At 60.5% G+C, this 22,664-nt stretch carries 20 protein-coding genes and 1 pseudogene; 12 read left to right on the forward strand and 9 right to left on the reverse strand.

What is annotated here, in order from left to right:
- Positions 1-9 precede the first annotated feature (9 nt).
- The 4 genes from NANH_RS0104530 to NANH_RS0104545 all read left to right on the forward strand — a co-directional run bounded on the left by NANH_RS0104530 (position 10) and on the right by NANH_RS0104545 (position 3,451).
- A complete protein-coding gene (locus NANH_RS0104530) occupies positions 10-357 on the forward strand; it encodes an RNA-binding S4 domain-containing protein (RefSeq protein WP_036050465.1) in 348 nt (115 codons plus the stop codon).
- A gap of 203 nt (positions 358-560) precedes the next feature.
- Complete coding sequence (fdxA, locus tag NANH_RS0104535) at positions 561-899, forward strand: ferredoxin FdxA (RefSeq protein WP_027260958.1); 339 nt, start codon at positions 561-563, stop codon at positions 897-899.
- A 272-nt stretch (positions 900-1,171) separates the two neighbouring features.
- Positions 1,172-1,681: a CarD family transcriptional regulator gene (locus NANH_RS0104540; RefSeq protein ID WP_027260959.1), complete on the forward strand. Its 510-nt coding sequence runs from the start codon at positions 1,172-1,174 to the stop codon at positions 1,679-1,681.
- Between the two features lie 138 nt (positions 1,682-1,819).
- On the forward strand, positions 1,820-3,451 hold the full coding sequence (locus NANH_RS0104545; protein ID WP_027260960.1) for an MFS transporter: 1,632 nt from the start codon (positions 1,820-1,822) through the stop codon (positions 3,449-3,451).
- Positions 3,452-3,880: 429 nt separating this feature from the next.
- On the opposite strand, the gene NANH_RS0104555 is transcribed toward NANH_RS0104545, so the two are convergent.
- Positions 3,881-4,648 (reverse strand): adenosylcobinamide-GDP ribazoletransferase, encoded by a 768-nt coding sequence (locus tag NANH_RS0104555; protein WP_027260961.1) that lies wholly within the window; start codon positions 4,646-4,648, stop codon positions 3,881-3,883.
- 79 nt (positions 4,649-4,727) lie between these two features.
- Between NANH_RS0104555 and cobT the strand changes: the two genes are divergently transcribed.
- Positions 4,728-5,747 (forward strand): nicotinate-nucleotide--dimethylbenzimidazole phosphoribosyltransferase, encoded by a 1,020-nt coding sequence (gene cobT, locus NANH_RS0104560; protein ID WP_027260962.1) that lies wholly within the window; start codon positions 4,728-4,730, stop codon positions 5,745-5,747.
- Between the two features lie 56 nt (positions 5,748-5,803).
- Here the strand turns inward: cobT and NANH_RS0104565 are convergent, their stop codons facing one another.
- Entirely contained in the window at positions 5,804-7,687 is a 1,884-nt protein-coding gene (locus NANH_RS0104565) for a monovalent cation:proton antiporter-2 (CPA2) family protein (RefSeq protein WP_027260963.1), read from the reverse strand.
- Between the two features lie 27 nt (positions 7,688-7,714).
- A complete protein-coding gene (locus NANH_RS0104570) occupies positions 7,715-8,170 on the reverse strand; it encodes an Lrp/AsnC family transcriptional regulator (protein ID WP_027260964.1) in 456 nt (151 codons plus the stop codon).
- Positions 8,171-8,317: 147 nt separating this feature from the next.
- Between NANH_RS0104570 and hppD the strand changes: the two genes are divergently transcribed.
- The gene (gene hppD, locus NANH_RS0104575) at positions 8,318-9,412 is read left to right on the forward strand and encodes a 4-hydroxyphenylpyruvate dioxygenase (protein WP_027260965.1); all 1,095 of its coding nucleotides are present in this window, start codon (positions 8,318-8,320) and stop codon (positions 9,410-9,412) included.
- Between the two features lie 95 nt (positions 9,413-9,507).
- Here hppD and NANH_RS0104580 read toward each other — a convergent pair whose 3' ends face one another.
- Complete coding sequence (locus NANH_RS0104580) at positions 9,508-12,039, reverse strand: hypothetical protein (RefSeq protein ID WP_027260966.1); 2,532 nt, start codon at positions 12,037-12,039, stop codon at positions 9,508-9,510.
- 173 nt (positions 12,040-12,212) lie between these two features.
- Between NANH_RS0104580 and NANH_RS0104585 the strand changes: the two genes are divergently transcribed.
- Positions 12,213-12,920 carry an SIMPL domain-containing protein gene (locus NANH_RS0104585; protein ID WP_027260967.1) on the forward strand — a complete coding sequence of 236 codons (708 nt, stop codon included), beginning with the start codon at positions 12,213-12,215 and terminating at the stop codon, positions 12,918-12,920.
- A 39-nt stretch (positions 12,921-12,959) separates the two neighbouring features.
- Here the strand turns inward: NANH_RS0104585 and NANH_RS0104590 are convergent, their stop codons facing one another.
- The gene (locus NANH_RS0104590) at positions 12,960-14,252 is read right to left on the reverse strand and encodes an O-acetylhomoserine aminocarboxypropyltransferase/cysteine synthase family protein (protein ID WP_027260968.1); all 1,293 of its coding nucleotides are present in this window, start codon (positions 14,250-14,252) and stop codon (positions 12,960-12,962) included.
- Positions 14,253-14,330: 78 nt separating this feature from the next.
- A complete protein-coding gene (locus NANH_RS0104595; RefSeq protein ID WP_036049429.1) occupies positions 14,331-15,335 on the reverse strand; it encodes a hypothetical protein in 1,005 nt (334 codons plus the stop codon).
- A gap of 141 nt (positions 15,336-15,476) precedes the next feature.
- Here NANH_RS0104595 and NANH_RS0104600 point away from each other — a divergent pair, with 141 nt between their 5' ends.
- Positions 15,477-16,286: a hypothetical protein gene (locus NANH_RS0104600; RefSeq protein WP_074920559.1), complete on the forward strand. Its 810-nt coding sequence runs from the start codon at positions 15,477-15,479 to the stop codon at positions 16,284-16,286.
- Between the two features lie 339 nt (positions 16,287-16,625).
- Here the strand turns inward: NANH_RS0104600 and NANH_RS0104610 are convergent, their stop codons facing one another.
- Positions 16,626-17,309, reverse strand: a complete 684-nt coding sequence (locus NANH_RS0104610; RefSeq protein WP_027260971.1) for a helix-turn-helix transcriptional regulator — start codon at positions 17,307-17,309, stop codon at positions 16,626-16,628.
- 100 nt (positions 17,310-17,409) lie between these two features.
- Here NANH_RS0104610 and NANH_RS29230 point away from each other — a divergent pair, with 100 nt between their 5' ends.
- Complete coding sequence (locus NANH_RS29230) at positions 17,410-17,784, forward strand: hypothetical protein (protein WP_245601544.1); 375 nt, start codon at positions 17,410-17,412, stop codon at positions 17,782-17,784.
- A 44-nt stretch (positions 17,785-17,828) separates the two neighbouring features.
- Here the strand turns inward: NANH_RS29230 and NANH_RS29235 are convergent.
- A pseudogene (locus NANH_RS29235) lies at positions 17,829-18,071 on the reverse strand (TRAP transporter large permease subunit); the annotation flags it as partial.
- Between the two features lie 386 nt (positions 18,072-18,457).
- Between NANH_RS29235 and NANH_RS0104620 the strand changes: the two are divergent.
- The 3 genes from NANH_RS0104620 (at position 18,458) to preA (ending at position 21,945) form a co-directional block, all read left to right on the forward strand.
- Complete coding sequence (locus NANH_RS0104620; protein WP_027260973.1) at positions 18,458-19,096, forward strand: cupin domain-containing protein; 639 nt, start codon at positions 18,458-18,460, stop codon at positions 19,094-19,096.
- Between the two features lie 190 nt (positions 19,097-19,286).
- Positions 19,287-20,621 carry an NAD(P)-dependent oxidoreductase gene (locus tag NANH_RS0104630; protein WP_027260974.1) on the forward strand — a complete coding sequence of 445 codons (1,335 nt, stop codon included), beginning with the start codon at positions 19,287-19,289 and terminating at the stop codon, positions 20,619-20,621.
- Positions 20,622-20,640: 19 nt separating this feature from the next.
- Positions 20,641-21,945 carry an NAD-dependent dihydropyrimidine dehydrogenase subunit PreA gene (gene preA / locus NANH_RS0104635; RefSeq protein WP_027260975.1) on the forward strand — a complete coding sequence of 435 codons (1,305 nt, stop codon included), beginning with the start codon at positions 20,641-20,643 and terminating at the stop codon, positions 21,943-21,945.
- Positions 21,946-21,982: 37 nt separating this feature from the next.
- On the opposite strand, the gene NANH_RS0104640 is transcribed toward preA, so the two are convergent.
- Positions 21,983-22,594, reverse strand: a complete 612-nt coding sequence (locus NANH_RS0104640; protein ID WP_027260976.1) for a TetR family transcriptional regulator C-terminal domain-containing protein — start codon at positions 22,592-22,594, stop codon at positions 21,983-21,985.
- Positions 22,595-22,664: the final 70 nt, after the last annotated feature.

Below are 22,664 nucleotides of genomic sequence, written 5' to 3' on the forward strand. Positions count from 1 at the left end.
GAGGCCGCGATGGACAAGCTGAGGCTGGACAAGTGGCTTTGGCAGGCGCGGTTTTTCAAGACCCGCACGCTGGCGGCAAAGCAGGTCAGCGGCGGGCAGATGCGGGTCAATGGCGACCGTGTGGCCAAGCCCGCCTTTGGGGTCAGCATCGATGATGTGCTGACTTTTGTGCAGGGGCGTCAGGTTCGGGTCATCCGGATCGCGGCCTTGGGGACGCGGCGCGGCCCCGCCAGCGAGGCCCAGGGTCTTTACGAGGATCTGTCGCCGTCCGAGCGGGCGGCCCCCGCGCCGGAACGAGTCGGCGAACGACCGACAAAAAAGGACCGTCGGGCGCTGGACGCCCTGCGCGGGGATTGAGGCGAAGGAGACCCGTGGTCCAAAATTCAGGGGGCTGTGCGGACGGTTGTCTGTTGTGCCTTGCCGCAGCAAAACCGTGTCTTGGGTTGCGCTGGTTGGGCGAGGGAGTTGTTCCGCAACTGAACCCGTGGCCGATTGACAGCTTGAAGAAACGCCTCTGCTGATTTAGCTAGGCCGCCAAAAGGTGAACCGGAAAGCCGACCATGACCTATATTGTCAACGACAACTGCATTGCCTGCAAATACACCGATTGCGTCGAAGTATGCCCCGTGGACTGTTTCTACGAGGGCGAAAACATGCTGGTGATTCACCCGGACGAATGTATCGATTGCGGCGTCTGCGAACCGGAGTGCCCGGCCGATGCGATCCGCCCGGACACCGAGCCGGACATGGACAAATGGGTCGAATTCAACCGCAAGTATTCGGAAATGTGGCCGGTCATCATCACCAAGAAAGACCCGCTGCCCGAGGCCGAGGAACGCGATGGCGAATCTGGAAAGCTGGAAAAGTACTTTTCCGAAGCGCCCGGCGAAGGCGGCTGAACGAATCGCCCGATTGTTAGGGGTGGACTTCTTTCAGACAGCCAAGTGCCTGAAACAACGTACTGAATTACAAGTTTCCGTTACGTCCGCTTTCGGAGGGGATGATTCTGTGCTATAGTGCGGTTACAAATGGTGTCAATGACCGGATCCGTCGACCGCATTCACTCGTGCGGGGCGGTTTTATTTGCCAGAATTGACTGTCAGACGAGGCATTCGTTTGCCCCGCTGCGGTTTCTTGTGGCCGATGCCGGTGGCAAGCAAGGAAGATCTGAATGACCAAAACGAAAAAGCTCGATTTCCGCCCCAACGAATATGTTGTCTACCCTGCGCACGGCGTTGGTCAGATCATATCTGTCGAGGAGCAGGAAGTCGCCGGTCTCAAGCTGGAGCTGTTCGTGATTTCTTTCGAGAAAGACAAGATGACCCTGCGGGTTCCGACCAACAAGGCCACCGAAATCGGTATGCGCAGCCTCAGCTCGCCCGATGTTATCACCAAGGCGATGACCACGCTCAAGGGCAAGGCCAAGGTCAAGCGCGCAATGTGGTCGCGCCGGGCGCAGGAATATGAACAAAAGATCAACTCGGGAGATCTGATCGCCATTGCCGAGGTGGTGCGCGATCTGCACCGCACCGACGATCAACGCGAACAGAGCTATTCCGAGCGCCAGCTCTACGAAGCTGCGCTGGAGCGCCTGACGCGCGAAGTCGCCGCCGTTGGCGGTGGTGACGAAAGCCTGGCTGCCAAACAGGTTGGCGACGTGCTGATGTCGCGCGCGGCCTGAACCTGCTGAAGTTCACATGTATGACCGCGTCCTGAGGGCGCGGTTTTTTTGTGCCGCAGGCCGTTCAGCTGGGCGATGTCGATTTCCAATGTATCCTATTGCGCCTAGGTTCGCGATGGATCGGGCAGGAGAACGCACATGACCGCAGGCGCCACGTCAATCTGGTTCGATAGGGTGGTTCTGGATTTGGGCCGCCAGATGCGTTGGTCTTTTCTGCCGCCCTTGATGATCTATTTCTCTTATGGCGTTTCCGGTCTGACGGCAATTGTCGGAACTTTTTTCGTTAAGGATTATCTGGGGTTATCGGCTGCGTTTCTGGCGGGTATTGCATTCTGGGCCGGATTGCCCTGGGCGTTGAAAATGCCGCTGGGGCATCTGGTGGACCTGATATGGCGTTTCAAGTCCTTGCTGGTTTATCTGGGCGCGGGGCTGATCGCAGCGAGTCTGCTGATCATGTATTTCCTGATTACCGCACCCGATTGGATGGCCGGGCTGATGCCGATCGCGGTCTGGTACGTCACCAGTGCGCTGCTTGCACCCTGTGGCTATGTCATCCAGGACGCTGTAGCCGATGCTATGTCGGTCGAGGCCGTCCCCCGGTACAATCATGACGGAACGCCAGTGCCCGAGGCGGATGCCAAGGCGATGCACACCACAATGCAGACGTTGGGCCGGTTCTCCTTGATCAGCGGAACCGTGGCGGTTGCACTGCTTAACATCTTCATGTTTTCGGGGGCGGAAAGCCTGGGGCAGGCGGACAAGGCTGCGATATATGCCCGGATCTATCTGCTGGCGCTGATCATTCCGCTGATCTCGATCTCGGGCGTGCTGCTTGCCGCGCTACAGCGTCTGCGGTTGCGCCGCCGGTTGGAGCACATTGGGAAATCGGCCACAGAGGTTGAAATCGCCCTGGGACGGTCAGAAGAAGACGTGGCCCCCAACCATTGGTATTTCACCGGCGGCCTGGTGTTCGTCACACTGACCGTGGCCATCGGACTGTCCGATGTGGCCTATGCGCAAGAAATCGTTTTTGCCGGGTCGATGGCGATTGTGCTGTTCCTGATGCGGCAGCTGATCGCGGCGTTGGAACCGGCCAAGGCGCGCGCGTTGATCGGCACCGCAATCATTATCTTCGTGTTTCGCGCCGTGCCATTGCCGGGGCAGGGCGCGACCTGGTTTGAGATCGACATACTGGAGTTTGACGAACAGTTTCTGTCGGTACTTTATCTGATCACCTCGGTCCTGACCCTGCTCGGAATCATTCTGCTGCGCCCCATGATGGCCAACAGGCCGATCACCAGCATCGTGATCTTGTTGACGGTGGTGGCCGGTGTGCTGTCACTGCCCAATATCGGACTGTTCTACGGTCTGCAGAACTGGACGGCGGCCCATACCGGCGGAATCGTCGATGCCCGGTTCATCGCGATTATGGATACGGCAGTGGAATCGCCCCTGGGACAGGTTGCAATGATCCCCATGCTGGCCTGGATTGCACGCAACGCACCCAGCCACCTCAAGGCGACATTTTTCGCCGTCATGGCCTCCTTCACCAATCTGGCCCTGTCGGCGAGCGCATTGGCGACGAAATATCTGAATCAGGTCTTTACGATCACCCGCGAGGTACGTGACAGGGTGACCGATGCGATCCAGATTCCGGCGGATTACTCGCAGCTTGGAATGCTGCTGATCACGGTGGCAGTTCTGGGCGTAATCCTGCCCTTGGCCGCGGTCGCGGTTGTGCAGACGTCCAGGCTGCGGACCACGGACTAGCGTACAAACGTTGCACGCGAATGCGGTTCGAAAAAGTCGTTGACCCGGCAGAATTCTTGAAAGGCTTGTGTTTTGGGTTCCCCCAATTGGCAGGCCCCTAGATGCCAGTTCCCCCGTACCGAACGGGCTTCAAATGGCTTTGCGCGCTTATCTGCGCCGTTTAGGTGCATCGCGGCGTTGGTGTCACAGGGATCCGGGTTACACCTTGTTTTGAGCGGTGAGAAGCGCCAGCACGGCCTTTGCCATACGGGTCATGCCGATGATGCGGCCACTGGCGGTGGTTCGGCCTGGCACGGGCCGCCGGGTTCTCCATTTGCTTTGTAATCGCAACCTGCTGAATGCACGCCTGTTATTTCAAGCTGCAGACTGCGAGGCCGGCCTCAACCGTCTTGATATGAAGCCCGGCCGGATAGCTGGAGACGCATTACCCTAGGTGGGCATCGGGGCCAATGCCATCAGCAGAACGGACAGCTCCCCGACCTGCTGTGCGGTCCCCAGAACGTCGCCTGTCTGTCCCCCGATTCGGATGTGAGCCAGCCATGCCAACGCCCCAACGACCAAACCTAGGCACAGGCCGACCGGTACAATCAACGGTCCCAGCGCCACCCCTGCCAGGCCCAGCCCGAGCAAGGCAGCAAGCATGGCATTGCCACGGGTGGCTGTTCCAACACTGTGGGACAACCCGTCGCTGCGGGCGTGTGGCAAGGCGGCCATTACCACTGGCACGACGGCGCGCGACAGGATGGCCGCCGCAAAGACCGGATAAAACCCATTCGGCAGCAGAGCCGTCAGCGCGGCCCACCGCAGCCCGAGCGACAGGATCAATGCCAGAACCCCATAAGTGCCAATTGCGCTGTCGCGCATGATCTCAAGTCGCCGGTCACGGGTCCATCCGCCCCAGAAACCGTCCACCGTATCGGCAAGCCCGTCTTCGTGCATGGCCCCGGTCACGGCGATCTGCGCGGTCAAAACGATGCCGGAGGCCACAGTCACGGGCAATCCGGCGGACAGGGCGATGTATCCAAAGGCGCTGGCGAACACGGCCACCAGCGCGCCCACCAGAGGAAAGGCCCAGACTGCGCGGGCCTGCCGCGCAAAGGCCCGGTCAGGCAAACGGGGCAGTGGCAGCCGGGTCAGCAGCGCCGTCGCGACCATCAGGTCGATGGGCCGGGGACGGGCCGTGTCGCTTTTGCGCATGTCTTGGCCTTTCAGGGGCTTGTCGTGGGCACCGTGCCGGTTAAACACCGGGGTATCACCCGATGCAATGAGGCTTTGAATGCTGCCCGACCTGACAGATCTGACAACGTTGCGCGACCTGATGCGCGATGCCCCCTGTGCCGACGCGGCTGCGCGGCAGGCAGCGCAAGAGCGCAACGGACAATTGACCAAACCGCCGGGCGCGCTGGGTCGGCTCGAAGATCTGGCGATCTGGTATGCCGGTTGGCGTGGAAACGGCCGCCCAACGATCACAACACCGCAGGTGATCGTCTTTGCGGGCAACCATGGCGTGACGGCCCAGGGTGTGTCGGCCTTTCCGGCGGAAGTAACGGTGCAGATGGTGGCGAATTTCCAACATGGCGGGGCAGCAATCAATCAGCTGGCCCGCGCGGCGGGCGCACGAATGGATGTTCATGCGCTGGATTTGGATCGGCCAACGGCGGATTTTACTCAAGGACCTGCCATGAGCGAGGCCGATCTGCTGGCCGCGCTGAGGGTCGGCTGGGCGGCCGTGGATGCCGATGCCGATTTGTTGGTGGTGGGTGAGATGGGCATTGGCAATACCACCTCGGCGGCGGCTATCTGTCATGCGTTGTTCGGCGGTGCGGCCGAGGACTGGACCGGGCGTGGTACCGGGGTGGATGATGCCGGGTTGCAGGTGAAAACCCGTGTTGTTGCCGAGGGCGTGGCCCGCAATGGGGGGGGCGCGCTGGATGGGTTGCAGATTCTTGCACGTTTGGGAGGGCGCGAGATTGCGGCCATGGCCGGAGCCATTGCGGCGGCGCGTATGCTGCGAATACCGGTTATCCTTGACGGATTTATCTGCGGCGCGGCGGCGGCCTGTCTGCAGCAGCTGAACTCGTCTGCATTGGATCACGCGGTTGCGGGGCACCAGAGTGCCGAGGGTGCGCATCGCGATTTACTGACCCGTCTGGGCAAAGAGCCTCTGCTGGCGTTGAACTTGCGGCTGGGCGAAGGCTCGGGCGCGGCGTTGGCGATAAGCATTCTGAAAGGCGCGGTTGCCTGTCACAGCGGTATGGCCACCTTTGCCGAGGCCGGAGTCGCGGGGTCGGCCTGACCGGAAAGTTACTCGGCCGCCCGATCCGAAGACCTCGGGCGGCCGGTTGCAATGGATCAGGCGGATTTTTTCTCTTGCTGGCTGTCACGGTTCAGCAGGGCGAGTTCCAGTTCTTTCTCCAATTCCCGGGCGCGTGCCAGATAGGCTTCGTTTTCGGTGGCGGGAATGTTGGGGTCCCAGACCTCGGCGAGTTGACGAACCGCATAGCGGTCATGGAAATAGAATGTTCGTTCGGCGGCGTCGGCTTCAAATTCGCTGAGTCCGATGTTTTCGAGCACATAGCGCCCGGCCCGCAGGCTGCCGTCAAACGTCTCGCGTACGATGTCATTCGCCCCGGCCCGATACAGGTGATAGACATGGTTGCGGTCATAGGCGCGGGCAATGATATGCAGGTCCGATCGTTCGCGGCGCGCAAAAGCCACCAGGCGGGTCACGGCGTCCTTGTCGTCCATCGCCGCGACCAGCACCCGCGCCTTGGCAAGGCCAGCCGCCTTGAGCAACTCGGGGCGGGTGGGGTCGCCCAGAAATCCCTTGAAGCCAAATTTGCGCATCAGCTGAATGGTTTCCATGTTGCTGTCCAGAACGACGGTCTTGAACCCGCTGGCTTGCACCAGCCTGTTGACGATCTGACCAAAGCGTCCGATGCCCGCGATGATAACCGGACCCTGTTCATCAATCGCGTCCGGTTCATGGCTTGCACTGGATACATCGCGCATCTTGCTGGAAATGAAATCGTAGATAATGAACAGCAGGGGCGTGATCAGCATCGACAGGGCGATGATCAACAACAGCTTTTCCGAGACCGATTGCGGAATAACGTGTTGTTGAACCGAAAAGGCGACGAGCACAAAACCGAATTCCCCGGCCTGTGCCAGGCTGAGGGTGAACAGCCAACGATTACGTCCCTTCAGCCCAAAGGCTCGGCCCAAGACATAGAGAATGGTTCCCTTGGCGACGATGACCAGCAACGCCAGACCGATCAGGTCTGCTGGTTCGGAAAAGAACAGGGCAAAGTTGATTCCGGCGCCAACAGTGATGAAGAACAGGCCCAGCAACAGGCCCTTGAAGGGTTCAAGATCGCTTTCCAATTCGTGCCTGAATTCGCTGTTGGCCAAAACCACACCGGCCAAAAACGCGCCAAGCGCAGGGGACAGCCCCACCAGTGTCATCAGAAATGAAATTCCCACCACGATCAACAGCGCCAGCGCCGTGTACATTTCGCGCAACCGTGCCGCGTGAATATAACGAAATACCGGTCGTGTCAGATAGACACCTGCAAGAACGACGGCACCGACGGCAGCGATGGTGACCAGCGTTACTCCCCAACCCGGCAGGCCCTCGACCAGGGACATCTGTCCGCCATATCCGGCGGCGGCCTTATCGCCAGCGCGCGCGATCGACCCGTCGCTGGAAATGCTGGTAACGGCCTTGCCAGCCAGCAGCGGCAGGATCGCCAGAATCGGGATCACAGCAATATCCTGGGTCAGCAGCACCGAAAAGGCGGACCGCCCGCCGCTGGTCTGCATCAACCCTTTTTCCGACAGGGTCTGCAGCACAATCGCGGTCGAAGACAGAGACAGCGCCAGACCGATGGCCAGCGCCACCGGCCAATCCTGCCCGGCGGACATGGCGGCCACCATCAGCGCCAGCGTGCTGATCGCAATCTGCAAGCCGCCCAGACCGATCAGCCGGTGCCGCATGTCCCAAAGGGCGCGTGGTTCCAGTTCCAGGCCGATCAGGAACAACATCATCACCACACCGAATTCGGCAAAATGCTGCAATTCCTGAGTTTCGCTGCCAACCAGCCCCAGGACAGGTCCGATTATGATGCCGGCGGCCAAATAGCCCAGCACCGAGCCCAAACCCAATCGCGCTGCAATCGGCACCGCGATCACGGCGGCAGCCAGGTAGATTGCAGCCTGGTAGAGAAAGTTTTCCATACTCGGTCGTCCTTTCGAGGGTACGGTTCAGGTCGGCAGCGGGGCGTCGCGTTTTAGTTGATCCATTACGATCTGGCTCTGCACTCGCGCAACTGCCGGATGGGGCAAAATTACCTCGTGGATCAGGGCATTCAACGCGGGCAGGTCGTCGCAATATACTCTCAAAAGATAGTCGGCCTCGCCCGTCATGGTCCAGGCACTGGTGATTTCGGGGCGGGTTCGAACCAGACGGGCAAAGCTGGTCGATTGATCCGGCCCATGGGTCCCCAGCTGAACCTGGACAAATCCCTGCACCCTGAGGCCCAGCCGGGCTGGATCCAGCCGGGCTGAATAGCCCTGGATATATCCCTCGGACTCGAGGCGTTGGCGTCGTCGGCCGGCCTGGCTCGGCGACAAGTTCAACATTTCGCCCAGTTGCTGGGCCGTCAGATGGGCGTCTTTTTGCAGGGCGGACAGCAGGCGCGTATCAATAGAATCCAACATATGCGGGTTTTCCTCGCTTTGAACTGACCTAGTGTGAATATCCCGCACATCCAATCCCCTTGTTGCCGAACAATGCGCAGAACAAGCGCGGCTTTCTGCCTATATCATGTACGACGAACACATCATTAACATTAACAGGAGGCGTACATGGGTCCCTTTCCACATAATGCACCCAAATCAGTGATCAGCGACGAAAATCCCGCCGGGACCGACGGCTTCGAGTTTGTCGAATTTGCCCACCCTGAACCGGAAGAACTGCGTGGGCTGTTTGCGCGCATGGGGTATGCATTGGTAGGGCGGCACAAAACCAAGAATATCGAGCTGTGGCAACAGGGCGATATTACCTATGTGCTGAATGCCGAACCGGGCAGCTTTGCCGCACGATTTGTCGAGGAGCACGGTCCCTGTGCTCCAGCCATGGGCTGGCGGGTGGTGGATGCGAAGCAAGCGTTTGATCACGCAGTGTCCAAGGGGGCTGAACCCTACGAAGGTGATGACAAGACCATGGACGTGCCTGCGATCAAGGGCATCGGTGGCAGCCTGATCTATTTCATCGACCGGTATTACGAAACCAGCCCCTATAACGAAGAATTCGACTGGCTGGTCCAGTCCAAGCCGCGCGGCGTCGGTTTTTTCTATCTCGATCATCTGACCCACAACGTGTTCAAGGGCAACATGGACAAGTGGTTCAATTTCTACAGCGATCTTTTCAACTTCAAGGAGATCCGTTTTTTCGACATCGAAGGTAAGTTCACCGGCCTGTTCAGCCGTGCACTGACATCGCCCTGTGGACGTATCCGGATCCCGATCAACGAGGATCGGGGCGAGACCGGTCAGATCGTCGCCTATCTGAAAAAGTACAAGGGAGAGGGTATTCAGCACATCGCGGTTGGCTCTGACGACATTTACGACAGCACGGACGCGATTGCCGAAAGGGGAATCAAATTCATGCCGGGTCCGCCGGATGCCTATTACGATCTCAGCAAAGACCGTGTGGTCGGGCATGACGAACCGCTGGAGCGGATGAAAAAGCACGGCATTCTGATTGATGGCGAAGGGGTTGTGGACGGGGGCGAGACCAGAATCCTGTTGCAGATCTTCAGCAAGACCGTAATCGGGCCGATCTTTTTCGAATTCATCCAACGCAAGGGCGACAATGGCTTTGGCGAAGGAAACTTCAAGGCGCTGTTCGAAAGCATTGAACAAGAGCAGATCGACAGCGGTGAATTGACTGCCGACTAAGGGGAGGTCCGCCGATCGGGGGGGGGCGATCAAGAGCGCCGCAGGATTTGTGCCTGCGGCGCGTCTTCGTGAGCCGGTCCGACAGACAATGCCGCTCAGCCTCTTGGGATCTTGAGCGTCAGATTGCGACCGCCCTTTTGATAACGCAACTCACTGTCGCCGATGGCCAGAATACGGCCACCGTCCACGTTATCGCCGACCTTGACCTTCTTATAGCGCCCACTGGGCAACCGGACCAACGCCCGACGGTTGGCGGGCGTGCCGTAGACACCAATCAGGTTGATCCTGTTCAGGTTGATGGCATTGTCCAACGTCGCCCGCCGCGACACCGAAGCCGAAGACGGGATCTTGGGCGTGACCGTACGCGGAGCCGCTGGAACCAGGCTGGCGGCACGGGCAGAGGGGCTGGCCTGGTTTTGTTTTACCTTTTGCACCTTGGCGGCAAAGTTTTTCGGTCGGGCATCCGGCCGGCGCGATGCGGCCACGGCTTGTGCGGTCGGAGTTTCGTCAGCTTCGGCTTCCTGTTTGGCGGCGCGGGGCCGTGTCTTGGGACGGACCCTGCCCAGTTCCTCGCGCGAAAGGCCACCGAGACGGGACCGTTCATTCTGCTCGACCAGATCAGTGGGGCGCGGGCGCGGTTGCAGCCCCGCCAGCCGGTCTTGCAAGGCTTCGGCCTCGCCCTCAGGTTCGACTTCAAAGCGAACCGGGGTGGGGGGCGGCGAGACAGGCGGGCGCCCCAGGTGGATCAGGATCCCGTCCGGGTTCAGCGTACCCTGCGGGGTCGGTGTCACCAGCCCTTGTTCATCCAGTGAAAATGCGATGCCAGCGGCGGCGGGCGAAGAGATCGACTCGGGCGGCTGATCGGTATCGAAACCGGCGCTGGGGGGCAGCGCCACGGCATCCTGAGACAGGTCTCGCCGGTCGATAGACACTTCGTACAGGTTTTCCAGATCCAGCGGTTCCGGCGCGGGCAGGGTATGCGGGACGTTCTGCCAAATTCCTGTCGCGGCATACCGTGCATCCTCTTGCTGCAGCGAGGGGGGCTTGGACCCCTCGGTCGTGCCCATGGCCTGTAAAACCGCAGCATCCGTGTCGGTCAGGTCAGGGAGAGGCCGGTCAGCGATTGTTTCGGCAGGCTCCGACGCGGGGATACGGGTCGGGGCGGGAAGCGCCGAGCGCCCCTTTTCAGCGATTGCCTGCGGGGTGGGAGCAGCCGGGGTGCCCTCAACCGACGGCGTCTGGGGAATGGCGGCGACCACGGAGTCCTTTGGCGCATCGGGGGCGAGCAGGCCGCTGACACCATCCTCAAGAAAGATCGCGGCCCAGGCGGCGACGGCCGCCAGAAAAACCAACAGCCCCAACGTCAATATCAACCCCAGATGACGCGGTTTGCCACCGACCTGCTGGCGGTTGCGTGCGCCAAAGACGGTCATCCGCTCGGTTTCGTCCTTGGGGGCGTCCAAAGAGGGCCGAGAGGGGATGATCACTTTGGCGTCGGTCCGGTGTGGCCCGGCGTCGGGTGCATCCGATTTGCGGTCGCTCAGGAACCTGGTCCGCGCGTTGTCTTTTGGTGTAGGGGGATTGCTCGCAGGCAGGGGCACCTGCCGATCCGCAGTGGGTTCGTCAACCGGATCAACCGGATCATCAGGCAGGTCCAGCGATGGCGCAGCAACGGACACAGAGCGTGCCGACGGGGCCGTCGGTTTGGGCCCCGCCGGTTGCGCGACCGGAGAAAGGTGCAACCGTGCCGCGCCGGCGGGCGTCGCCGCATCACGGCTGGCACCGGACAGTGACGGAGCGTCACCGGAATCGGCAGGTTTACCGCGACGGCTGGCAAAGCCGGCGGATGTCGACTTTGGAGTGGACGTCACCTTGGCAGGCAAGGGGGGCTCGGGGGGCGCCTCCTGGGCAACGACGCCGGGCGGGTCGGGGGTCACCGGCTGGGTGATTTTAGGTTCAGGCGGCGCTTCCCGCTCCGGCTCGATGGAAGGCTCGGGCGTTGTGTCGGTCGGGGGCTCCGGTGCCTGTTTCGGCTCGGGGGGCGTTTCGGGTTCACGCGGTTCCAGGGCCGGGGGCGAATCCGGAAAGACAGCCGGGCCAATCATTTTCACCGGGTTGCTGTCCGGTTCGATTTCCATGTTGGGGTCGACAGAGCGGGTCAGGCCAAAAAATGGTTCCTGGTCATAGCCGTCCGTATCCGGGGTCGCGACGAAACTGACCGGTTCGAATCCATGCTCCAGGGCAAAGGTCTCGGCTTCGTCCAGGGTTTCGCGCGCGACTGCCGCGATATGCGTTCGATGGCCGTCAAAGCACAGGTCGATGGCCAGGTCCGAGACATCGTAGGGCGTTGCGCCCTCCAATGCGGCGCGGGCCATTTCCTCGCGGGCCTGACCCTCGAACGATCCGGTGTCGATCGTTATGTACCGAATCTGGTCGTTGGGGATTATGATCTTGCAGGCCGGATTGTCGGGGTTCAACGCATACGCCTTGGCGCGCAAATCCGACAACGCATCGGACAGGTTCGGAACATCCAGCAGGACTTCGCCTACACTACGCCAGCCGTCCGCTGCGCGATGCAGCAGCGTAATGCCTTGAAACGACAAGGAGAGCGCGAAACCCGGTTTCATTCAACAAACAACCCATGCAATCAGCAGCGCCTGCCTCGAGCGACTGCGCTGTGACTTTAGATCAGGAGAAAGCCGAGGAAAAGGAAAAGACCACCTGTCCCCTTGCGGGACCGGCGGGACGATGCCCATGTTGCGAACTGTGTTCGATACAACGTCAACGGAGGACGAGTAGCATGAAACGATCTTTGGGCATTGCGGCGATGGCCGCAATCTTGGCAATGGCGGCAACCGGACCGGCGATGGCCGAGTCGGCGTCACGTCAGATCACCGTGACGGGCGAAGGCCGAATCGAAGCGGTGCCCGATATGGCGACGATCACCCTGGGCGTGACCCATGAAGCCACCGAAGCCAAGGCAGCCATGGATGCCACATCGGATGCGGTGGCGCAGATCCTTGAGCGTCTCGCCGCGATGGGGCTCGCACCTCGCGATATCCAGACGCAACGGTTTTCACTGAATCCGGTCTGGTCCAACCGGGCCGCGTCCAATGGTGAACGGGCAGAGATCACAGGTTTTGTTGCCAGCAATATGGTTTTGGCACGGGTTCGGGATCTGGACACACTTGGGCCGCTTCTGGATGCGGTTATCTCTGAGGGTGCAAATGATTTCAATGGGTTGAATTTCTCGGTTCAAGAACAAAGACCACTGATCGAGGCCGCGAGAAAGGCAGCGGTCGAGGACGGGATCGCAAAGGCGCGTCAATTGGCCGAGGCCGCCGGCGTGACCTTGGGGCCGGTCGTGTCGATTGCCGATCACGGCGGCAACACTCCGCGCCCGATGATGATGGAGATGGCCGCTGCGCGCGAGTCCTCGATGCCGGTCGCGGCGGGCGAGATCACACTGTCGGCTTCGGTTTCGATGGTTTTTGCCATCGCCGAATGACGGGGAAACGGGACCGCCGATCGGCGGTCCCGGCCTTTTTTAGCTGACGGCCTTGGCCAGCGCCTGATCCAGGTCGGCGATCAGATCGCCGGCGTCTTCGATCCCGATTGAAATCCGTACCATGTTCGGGCTGGCGCCAGCGGCGTCCTGCTGTTCGGGCGTGAGTTGGCGGTGCGTGGTACTGGCGGAATGGATCACCAGCGAGCGTGTATCGCCCAGGTTGGCCACATGGCTGAAAATTTCCAGCGCGTCGACCAGCTTTATGCAGGCGTCATAGCCGCCTTTGACTGCAAAGGTGAACAATCCGCCCGCGCCCTTGGGGCAGACCGTGGCGATCCGGTCGTAATAGGGGCTGGATTTCAACCCGGCATAGGTGACCGCATCCACCCGCGGATCGTTCTCTAGCCAGGTTGCGACCGTTTCGGCGTTCTCGACGTGGCGCTGCATCCTCAGCGACAGGGTTTCGATACCCATCAGGGTATAATGTGCCGCCTGCGGGTTCATCGTCATGCCCAGATCGCGCAACCCGATGGCGATGCCGTGAAAAGTATAGGCCAGCGGGCCAAAGGTCTCGTGAAATTTCAGCCCGTGATAGGCCGGTTCCGGCTGGCTGAGCGAAGGGAATTTGTCATTCGCGGACCAGTCGAACTTGCCCGAATCCACGATACAACCGCCGGTCACTGTACCGTTACCTGTCAGGTATTTTGTGGTCGAGTGCACCACCAGCGTCGCGCCCAGATCGATGGGGCGGCACAGATAGGGGGTGGCGCTGGTGTTGTCGACGATCAATGGGATACCTGCGGCGTCGGAAATCTTTGCGATCGCCGGAATGTCGGTGATATAGCCGCCCGGGTTGGCGATGGATTCGCAAAAAATCGCCCGGGTGTTGTCGTCTATGGCAGCTTTGACCGCGTCCAGATCGTCAAAATCCACAAAGGTGGCCGACCAGCCAAAGCGTTTGATCGTTTGGCTGAACTGGGTGATCGAACCGCCGTATAGGCGTGTCGACACCACGACATTCTTGCCCGGATCCATCAGCGGGAACAACGCCATGATTTGCGCCGCGTGGCCCGAAGAGCAGCAAACCGCACCGGCACCGCCCTCAAGCGTCGCGATGCGCTCTTGCAGCACGGCCACAGTAGGGTTGGTCAGGCGCGAATAGATATAGCCGACCTCTTGCAGATTAAACAGCGCTGCCGCGTGATCGGCATCGCGAAACACATAGGCCGTGGTCTGATAGATCGGTGTCTGCCGGGCGCCCGTGGCCGGGTCGGGGCGGGCACCGGCGTGAACCTGCAATGTGTCAAAGCCGTAGTTTGGGCCGTCGGTCATGAAATGTCTCCCTGAATGGTCCTCGGCGACAAGTCCTATGCCATCGGTTTTGCCATGACAACTGCGCTTGGTGCCCGGTCATCGGATCCAGAAGCCCGCCGATTTGATCTGGTTGCGCAGGGCCTGTTCACGGCGCGGCAGGTTGTTGCGGTCAATCAGCGCGCGGAGCTTGGCACCGCGGCCCTGATACACCAGCCGTTTGATCGGCTCGTGGTTTTTCAGGACCTTCTTGATCCAATTGGGCGCGGCAACCCGTTCCAGAAGATCGACAACGCTGTCGTCTTCGCGCGCGTAAAGCAACGGAAACAAGCGATAGTGACAGCTGACGTTCCCATCGAGATAGCCCGCTGGCAGGACGTCGCGCCCACCGCCCAAAGCGTGCACCACCAGAGGCAGAGCAATCTGGTCCAACCAGGGGTCCAGCGTTTGTTCCACCAGTTCAGGCGGAGGAGCGCCCTGAATCGAAGTGGCATATTCTAGATACCGCTGCCCGAATTTCACCGGACATGCGCCAAAGAAGTATCCGGCGTTGAAATAGAGATAGCGCCGCCAGTATCCTTCGGGTTGTGAGCGATCCAGGCTGCTGTCGAAATCCAGATCGAACCGGTCATACAGCGATTTCCAGATTTCGCCGATGCCGGGACCGTAAAGCGTTGGCTTTGGCCAGGACCCTTCGCAACGCAGCGATGCACCGGGACGGGAGAAATCGAAGGGGACCGACATCAGATCGCCGGTTATCAACGTGTCGGAGTCGAAAAAGACAAAGGGTTCGTCCGGCGGCAGGGATAACAAGGCTTCGATCTTGTTGCCATATGGATAGTTTTGACCGAACGCCAGTGACTCGAACGGCAGGATCTCGGCCCCCAGGCGCTCGAGCAGGTGCAAGACCTCGGGGTTGCGCAGGGTCGGGTTCTTTTCCCAGGTCGGGCCGGGCTGGGGGGTCGCAACAAAAAGGCGTCCGGAGAAGGCGGGCGCACTGTGCCGCAACGAAGCGGCAAAAAGAACGGCCTCGTATTGCAGTCGTCCGGACTGCCCGACGATCATGATATTGAACGATTGGCGGTGTGCCAGATTATCTGCCATGCTGTCCAATACCGGTAGGGTTCGAAGATCGGGTTACCTTAACGGGGCGGATCTTGAAAGGCCGTGTTCCATCCCGGGTGACAGTGGGGCGCAGGTGTTGCGATGATCTATCAGGTCACGAACAAGGGAGAGTAGTGAGACATGACGTTAGGTACGATTCCGGGTCGGGTGGCCCAACGCGATGGATGGACCCGGTGCGCGGCTTTGCTTGGTGCGCTGGGTTTCACACTGGCAACGGTTCCGACTGCGCAGGCAGATCCGGCCGGACTGGGCCGTGACTGGAATTGGGTGGTGGCTCCCTATTTGTGGGCTGCGGGCCTGTCCGGACGCGAGGCGGTGGTCGGCAATCTTCCGCCGGTGGATATCGACCTGAGTTTCGGAGAAATCTGGGACAATCTCGACTTTGCCGGAATGGTTGCCATGCGCGGGTATAGCGGGCGTTTTGGCGTTTCCGGAGACTTGCAATATATCAAGGTTTCAGCCGGGCAGGCAACGGCCGGACCGAATTTCAGCGACGTGTCGGTAGACAGCACGACAACGATTGCCACGCTGGCCGCCGACTACCAATTGGCACAGACCGGCAAGGCCGAGCTGTGGGCCACTGGCGGACTGCGCTATTGGAAGGTTCAGACCGACATCGCACTTGGCTCCGGCGTGCAGCCCGCGGTTGGTGCCAGCGGCAGCGACAGTTGGGTTGACCCGGTCATCGGCCTTCGCGGGCGCACGAGCATCGGGGCGCGCACCTTTCTGACCGGCTGGGCCTACGTCGGGGGATTCGGTGTCGGATCGGACGAGATGTACGATGTCTTTGGCGGGCTGGGGTATACGTTTTCCGACAGGGTCTCGGCGGTCATGGGCTATCGCTGGTTGTCGGTTGACCGCGTCGATGGCGCATTCATCTATGACACGGTCCAGCAAGGGATTCTGACCGGAGTAACCTTTCGGTTCTGAACGGGGCTCGGGTTCGCAGCCCACAGCCATCGAACGCGGTGCGCACCGGTTGCGGGCTGGCGGACACGGCGCGGCTGTTGCCCATGGCGATCGAAATCATCTTGCAGGGCCGTCCCGACCTTGTGATCAAAGCGATGAAGGGCACGAGCAATTCAGAGATGTGATTTCGGTTCTGCCGGGCTAAGTGGCCGCGATTGATTTGAAAAGGCGAGCTGACCCCGCTGGGTTGGGAGGTTCCGGTGGGTCCGGGCCCTGTCGGCGTGTCCTATCGTCGACAGGGCGCGCTGCCGCCTGCGGCGCAGGTCTTTATCAAGACCCTGTGTCAGGTTGGGCACGGCTTTAGGCCTCGTCGCGCCACTGGTTGTCTTCCAGCCAGAGCTTGCGCAGCATCGTCCCCTGATCGCGGAAATCCTCGTCCAGCAAGGAACAGTTGTAAATCCGGTCAGAGCGAAAATGACGAAACGCCCGGCGCATTTCGCACCATCCCGCCAGCATCACGCATTCTACATGATAGATCAACGCCACGGGCCGGACAGTGCGCGTTGTCTCGTTTTCGGCACCATCGCGATAGTTCAGCCGAACCTTGCGTTGGTCGCGAACCGCCTGGCGCAGCATGGCCAGTGACACACAGCCGCGCGCAGGATCATCAGCCGGGGCACCCCAGGGCGCAACCCGCAGCCAATCCGCAGGTTCGTGCAGATCCTTGATCTTGTCGCAGACCCGGAGCGCCGCCTGCTGAAGGGCACTGTCGCCGGTGCGCGCCAGCATGGAAAGCCCGACGCGCAGGGCTTCGATTTCGTCGCGGTCGAAATTCAGCGGCGGCAGGTCATAGCCTGCGCGCATGATATACCCGACCCCGGCCTCTCCCTCGATCGGGGTACGCATCGCCTGAAGGGCGGCGATGTCGCGATAGACGGTCCGGGTCGAGACTTCGAGCATTTGAGCGAGATCATCTGCCCTCAGCGGGCCGGGCGCGGCACGCAGCGTCTGGATGATTTCGAACAATCGGCTGGACCGGCGCATGACAGGCTCCTTGCTGCGTACTGACACAGTAGCATCCCCTGCTGACAACGTGCTGTCAGCAGGGATGTGGTCGGATGCGGAAAATCACAAGGATTCGCGAATGACCTACTATGACCACGCCACCATGATGGCCCTGCGCTTGGGAATCTGGAGCGCGCCGCCGCGAATACGCCCCTACGAGGCCGAGATTCAGGCGCAGCAAGCGGCGAGGATGGCCGCAAAGAAGTGCGAGCCGTCGCAGCCGATGGCTTACCCCTCAGATCCAGGCGGTGCCGAGAAACGGGAAATAGCTAAAAAGGATCAGAACCGCCGCCGCAGCCAACAGGAACTGCCAATGTGCGGCAAAGATGGGGAGTCGGCGCACGCCGGACATCGACGAAGCGATGTACAGCCCAACGCCGACCCGCGGCGTTCAAAGGTCCAGAACAAGATCCAGACCGATCCCGACGCCAAACTGAACAGATCGATGCCATAGGTGTTCATCGCAATCGGCAGCAGGATCGGGGTGATCAGACGCAAGGCCGCGATGTCGTCGATCAGCATACCGACAAGCAGCAGACAGGCATTCACGATCAATAAAAAGATGAACGGATCCGGGGTCGCGGTCGAGATAAAGATGGCCAGTTTTTGCGGCACCTCCTCGTGGATCACCACCCAGCCAAACACATTGGCCGTCGCAAACATAAAGATCCCCAACGAGAAAATGGTGGCGGTGCGCATGACCATTGCCACCAGATCACGGGGTGTGATTTCGCGATACATCAGCCTGTCGACGCCAAGGTCAATCAACGAAGCGACAGCGGCGCTTTCGGTCGGGTGGCGATGCAAAAAAGATCCCGCCGACAAGCGACGTGCCCTGCGCCTGTTGCGGACAAGTGGTTTGGCCAAATTTTACATCACTATTTCGGATAGAAGTCTGGATTTTCATTACAGAGGGGTTCGCGGGAATTCGGTGCAGTTGCTGTGTTTTAGCGCCTGAAAATAAAGAGCAGACCCGAGATGACCGAATAAAGGTGCAATTCAGCGTGGTTCAAAGCGATGGCGGACCCGCCGTCATACTTCCAGCCCCACGTTCACGTGAGGCCGCTTCCATTTGGTGCAAAATTCATCACCTTGTTTGCTGAACCAGTCTGACAGGAGCAGGAGCGATGAAGCTAAACGCAGATTTCACCAAACGCGTCGCGGTGCATGTTGAGGAGACCGAGTGGGTTCAATCCCCCGCTGCGGGCGTGCAGCGCAAGATGCTGGATCGCATCGGTGACGAGATCGCGCGGGCCACGACGATCGTTCGGTTTGCTCCGGGCAGCGCCTTTGAGGCCCACACCCATGGCGGCGGCGAGGAATATCTGGTGCTGGACGGTGTATTTCAGGATGAAACCGGCGATTTCCCGGTTGGCAGTTATGTGCGTAATCCACCGACCTCGCGGCATACGCCTGCAGCTGAGCAAGGCGCGACGATTCTTGTCAAGCTGCACCAGATGCAGCCTGATAATCGCGCGCAAGTACATGTTCAGACCCATGCAACTGGCCCCAAGTCCGAACTGCTGTACCGAGACACGCACGAAGAGGTGCGAATGGAACGCTGGACACCGGAGTCCACAGTCGGGTTTGACGCCAGCGGCGGTGCGGAGCTGTTTGTGGTCAATGGTGGATTCAGCGAGGGAGGAGAAGCGTTTATGCGCTGGGATTGGCTGCGTCTGCCGCCGGGATCGCGGTTTGAAGGTCGCGTGGGGTCCGATGGCGCGACGGTCTGGATCAAACGCGGCCACCTCTCTGGCATGGTCTGAGACGCAGCTTTACAGTTGGCCTGAGCAGCAATGCGATCAATCTTGCACCGATTTTCGGCTTTCCGGCAGATTTTCGGTGCATTTTTTTGTGTCGGATCACAAATTTGACCAATCGGTAAAAAATGAATTGCCAAAATCAAAAGTTGTGGCAGTCTGATACCCAAGATGAACACAGATCAGGGAGACAATCATGGCGAAGGGCCAGATGGCATCGGGTATTGTCGCAGGGCGACTGTCCGCCGACGTGCTAGCCGAGAATTTCAGCGACCTGCATCCGCCCTATGCGCCGCACGAAGCGGCGGTGGCAGCGGACAGGTGTTATTTCTGTCATGACGCGCCCTGCGTCACGGCCTGTCCGACCAGCATCGATATCCCGTTGTTCATACGTCAGATCCAGACCGGCCATCCTGCGGGGGCGGCGCGTACGATTTTTGATCAGAATATCCTTGGCGGCATGTGCGCGCGAGTCTGCCCGACAGAAACCTTATGCGAAGAGGCCTGCGTGCGCGAGACGGCCGAGGGCAAGCCGGTCGAGATCGGCCGCCTGCAGCGCTATGCCACCGACACGGTGATGGCAGCCGGGGTGCATCCGTTCACACGTGCCGAGCCTACTGGCAAGACCGTGGCCGTTGTGGGTGCGGGGCCTGCCGGGCTGGCCTGTGCGCATCGGCTGGCGATGCTGGGCCATGATGTCGTGATCCATGAAGCGCGTGCAAAGTCCGGCGGGCTGAATGAATTTGGCATCGCCGCCTATAAATCGACGCAGAATTTTGCAGAGGCCGAGGTGCGCTGGTTGTTGCAGATCGGTGGCATCACGATTGAAACCGACAGTGCCTTGGGGCGGGGCCTCACCCTGAGCGGGCTGCGAGATGCCTATGATGCGGTTTTCCTGTCGATCGGCCTGACCGGGGTCAATGCCCTGCGCGCAGAGGGCGCGGACAAGGACGGCGTGCGCGACGCGGTGGATTTCATCGCCGATTTGCGCCAGGCGGGGGATCTGGCCGCATTGCCCGTCGGACGCAATGTTGTGGTGATCGGCGGTGGCATGACGGCGGTCGATGCGGCCGTGCAATCGAAACTGTTGGGCGCGGAAAACGTGACCATTGCCTATCGCCGGGATCAGGATGCCATGGGTGCCAGCCGTTTTGAGCGGGATTTGGCCACCTCCAAAGGGGTGCGGATCATGACCAACGTCCAGCCTGTCGCCCTTCATGGCAACGGCGCGGTGCGCGAGATCGAACTGGAATACACCAGCAGCGAAGGCGGCAGTCTGAAGCCGACCGGGGAAACCGTGCGGCTCGCGGCTGATCAGGTCTACAAGGCGATTGGCCAGACGCTGGAAAATGCACCGGACGGGCTGAACCTGGACGGCGGTAAGATCGCGGTCAGCGACACAGGGCGCACCAGTGTGACCGGGGTCTGGGCCGGAGGCGACTGCGCCAGCGGCGGTGACGATCTGACCGTTACGGCGGTGGCCGAAGGGCGCGATGCAGCAATGGATATTCACAACAGCCTGATGGGCTGAGCGGAAAAGGACTGAACCGATGGCAGACCTGACAACGAATTTTCTGGGCATCAGCAGCCCCAACCCGTTCTGGCTGGCCAGCGCGCCGCCGACCGACAAGGAATATAACGTGCGCCGGGCGTTCGAGGCCGGATGGGGCGGTGTGGTCTGGAAGACTCTGGGCGAGGCCGGCCCGCCAGTGGTTAACGTGAACGGGCCGCGCTATGGCGCGATCTACGGCGCGGACCGGCGTTTGCTGGGGCTGAATAACATCGAGCTGATCACCGACCGCCCGCTCGAGGTGAATCTGGAAGAGATGGCGCGGGTCAAGGCGGATTACCCCGACCGGGCGCTGATCGCCTCGATCATGGTGCCCTGCGAAGAGGCGGCGTGGAAGGCGATCCTGCCGCGTGTCGCGGAAACCGGTGCGGACGGGATCGAGCTGAATTTCGGCTGCCCCCATGGCATGAGCGAGCGCGGCATGGGCAGCGCCGTAGGGCAGGTGCCGGAATATATCGAGATGGTCACCCGCTGGTGCAAACAGTATTACGACCGCCCGGTGATCGTGAAACTGACGCCCAACATCACCGATGTTCGCAAACCGGCGGCAGCGGCCAGGAATGGCGGTGCCGATGCTGTCAGCCTGATCAATACGATCAATTCGATCACAACGGTCAACCTGGACACGATGAGCCCCGAGCCGTCGATTGACGGCAAGGGCAGCCACGGTGGCTATTGCGGTCCCGCCGTGAAACCCATCGCCCTGTCGATGGTGTCCGAGATCGCCCGCGCGCAGGAGACCGCGGGCATGCCGATCAGCGGCATCGGCGGTGTGACCACATGGCGCGACGCGGCAGAGTTCATGGCGCTGGGGTGCGGCAATGTGCAGGTCTGTACCGCCGCCATGACCTATGGCTTCAAGGTTGTGCAGGAGATGATCGCGGGTCTGAGCCAATGGATGGACGAAAAAGGCTATGAGTCCACTTCCGATTTTGTCGGCATGGCGGTGCCCAATGTCACCGATTGGCAGTATCTGAACCTGAACTATGTCGCCAAGGCCAAGATCAGCCAGGACGACTGTATCAAATGCGGACGCTGCTATGCCGCCTGCGAGGACACCAGCCATCAGGCCATCGCAATGAGCGAAGGCCGCGTATTCGAGGTGATCGACGAGGAATGTGTCGCCTGCAACCTGTGCGTCGATGTCTGTCCGGTCGAGAACTGTATCACAATGGTCCAGATGCAACCCGGAGAGGTCGATCCGCGCACGGGCGAAACTGTTCAGCCGGACTATGCCAACTGGACAATGCACCCCAACAATCCAGCCGCCCAGGCGGCCGAGTGAGCTTTGCCTGCACCTGTCCTGCCCTGATACCAAAAGATCAGGGCGGGGTCAGCAATCGCCGGTATAGCGTGTCAATGAAATCGGGAGCAGCATCAAATGGATCCTCATCATCCAGCACGGCACGGATCTGCACGTCGAAATCGGCATAATGCTGGGTCAGCGACCAGATCGAAAAGATCAGATGATACGGATGTACGCGATTGATGCGGCCCGCCTCGATCCAGGTCCGGATAACGCGGGTCTTGTCGTCGACCAGAGATTTGAGGTCGGTGGACAATGCACCGTGAATGCGGGGTGCGCCCTGTACGATCTCATTGGCGAACAGGCGGCTTTCGCGCGGGTAATCCCGGCTCATTTCCAGCTTGCGCTGAACATAGGCCAACAGTTCTTGCAATGGATCTCCGTCGGGATCCAACGCCCGCAGCGGAGCCAGCCATGTGTCCAGGAGCTGTTCCAGCAAGGCGTTGTGAATCGCCTCCTTGGAGGGAAAATAATACAACAGGTTGGGCTTGCTCAGCCCGGCCGCGGCGGCGATCTGATCGACCGTTGCACCGCGAAATCCCTGGGCCGAAAACACGTCCAGGGCAGCGTCCAGAATCGCGGCACGATTTCGGGCCTGAATGCGGGTTGCGGGGCGGGGTGGGGACATGGGCGGAATCCGTGCTGTGGTGCCTGAAAAATGGGCGAACCAGACGGATCCTGTCCCGCCCGCGCCGTCA

This window comes from Sedimentitalea nanhaiensis DSM 24252 (genome assembly GCF_000473225.1).
In the GTDB taxonomy this organism is placed as follows: Bacteria; Pseudomonadota; Alphaproteobacteria; order Rhodobacterales; family Rhodobacteraceae; genus Sedimentitalea; species Sedimentitalea nanhaiensis.

Bases quoted from the DNA above. Each gene is read 5' to 3' on its own strand.
- NANH_RS0104610 (WP_027260971.1), bottom strand. From the start codon at position 17,309: ATGCGCCGGTCCAGCCGATTGTTCGAAATCATCCAGACGCTGCGTGCC.
- NANH_RS29230 (WP_245601544.1), top strand. From the start codon at position 17,410: ATGACCTACTATGACCACGCCACCATGATGGCCCTGCGCTTGGGAATC.
- fdxA (WP_027260958.1), top strand. From the start codon at position 561: ATGACCTATATTGTCAACGACAACTGCATTGCCTGCAAATACACCGAT.
- NANH_RS0104590 (WP_027260968.1), bottom strand. From the start codon at position 14,252: ATGACCGACGGCCCAAACTACGGCTTTGACACATTGCAGGTTCACGCC.
- NANH_RS0104580 (WP_027260966.1), bottom strand. From the start codon at position 12,039: ATGAAACCGGGTTTCGCGCTCTCCTTGTCGTTTCAAGGCATTACGCTG.
- NANH_RS0104600 (WP_074920559.1), top strand. From the start codon at position 15,477: ATGACGTTAGGTACGATTCCGGGTCGGGTGGCCCAACGCGATGGATGG.
- NANH_RS0104585 (WP_027260967.1), top strand. From the start codon at position 12,213: ATGAAACGATCTTTGGGCATTGCGGCGATGGCCGCAATCTTGGCAATG.
- hppD (WP_027260965.1), top strand. From the start codon at position 8,318: ATGGGTCCCTTTCCACATAATGCACCCAAATCAGTGATCAGCGACGAA.
- cobT (WP_027260962.1), top strand. From the start codon at position 4,728: ATGCTGCCCGACCTGACAGATCTGACAACGTTGCGCGACCTGATGCGC.
- NANH_RS0104545 (WP_027260960.1), top strand. From the start codon at position 1,820: ATGACCGCAGGCGCCACGTCAATCTGGTTCGATAGGGTGGTTCTGGAT.
- NANH_RS0104640 (WP_027260976.1), bottom strand. From the start codon at position 22,594: ATGTCCCCACCCCGCCCCGCAACCCGCATTCAGGCCCGAAATCGTGCC.
- NANH_RS0104530 (WP_036050465.1), top strand. From the start codon at position 10: ATGGACAAGCTGAGGCTGGACAAGTGGCTTTGGCAGGCGCGGTTTTTC.
- preA (WP_027260975.1), top strand. From the start codon at position 20,641: ATGGCAGACCTGACAACGAATTTTCTGGGCATCAGCAGCCCCAACCCG.
- NANH_RS0104555 (WP_027260961.1), bottom strand. From the start codon at position 4,648: ATGCGCAAAAGCGACACGGCCCGTCCCCGGCCCATCGACCTGATGGTC.
- NANH_RS0104630 (WP_027260974.1), top strand. From the start codon at position 19,287: ATGGCGAAGGGCCAGATGGCATCGGGTATTGTCGCAGGGCGACTGTCC.
- NANH_RS0104565 (WP_027260963.1), bottom strand. From the start codon at position 7,687: ATGGAAAACTTTCTCTACCAGGCTGCAATCTACCTGGCTGCCGCCGTG.
- NANH_RS0104540 (WP_027260959.1), top strand. From the start codon at position 1,172: ATGACCAAAACGAAAAAGCTCGATTTCCGCCCCAACGAATATGTTGTC.
- NANH_RS0104595 (WP_036049429.1), bottom strand. From the start codon at position 15,335: ATGGCAGATAATCTGGCACACCGCCAATCGTTCAATATCATGATCGTC.
- NANH_RS0104620 (WP_027260973.1), top strand. From the start codon at position 18,458: ATGAAGCTAAACGCAGATTTCACCAAACGCGTCGCGGTGCATGTTGAG.
- NANH_RS0104570 (WP_027260964.1), bottom strand. From the start codon at position 8,170: ATGTTGGATTCTATTGATACGCGCCTGCTGTCCGCCCTGCAAAAAGAC.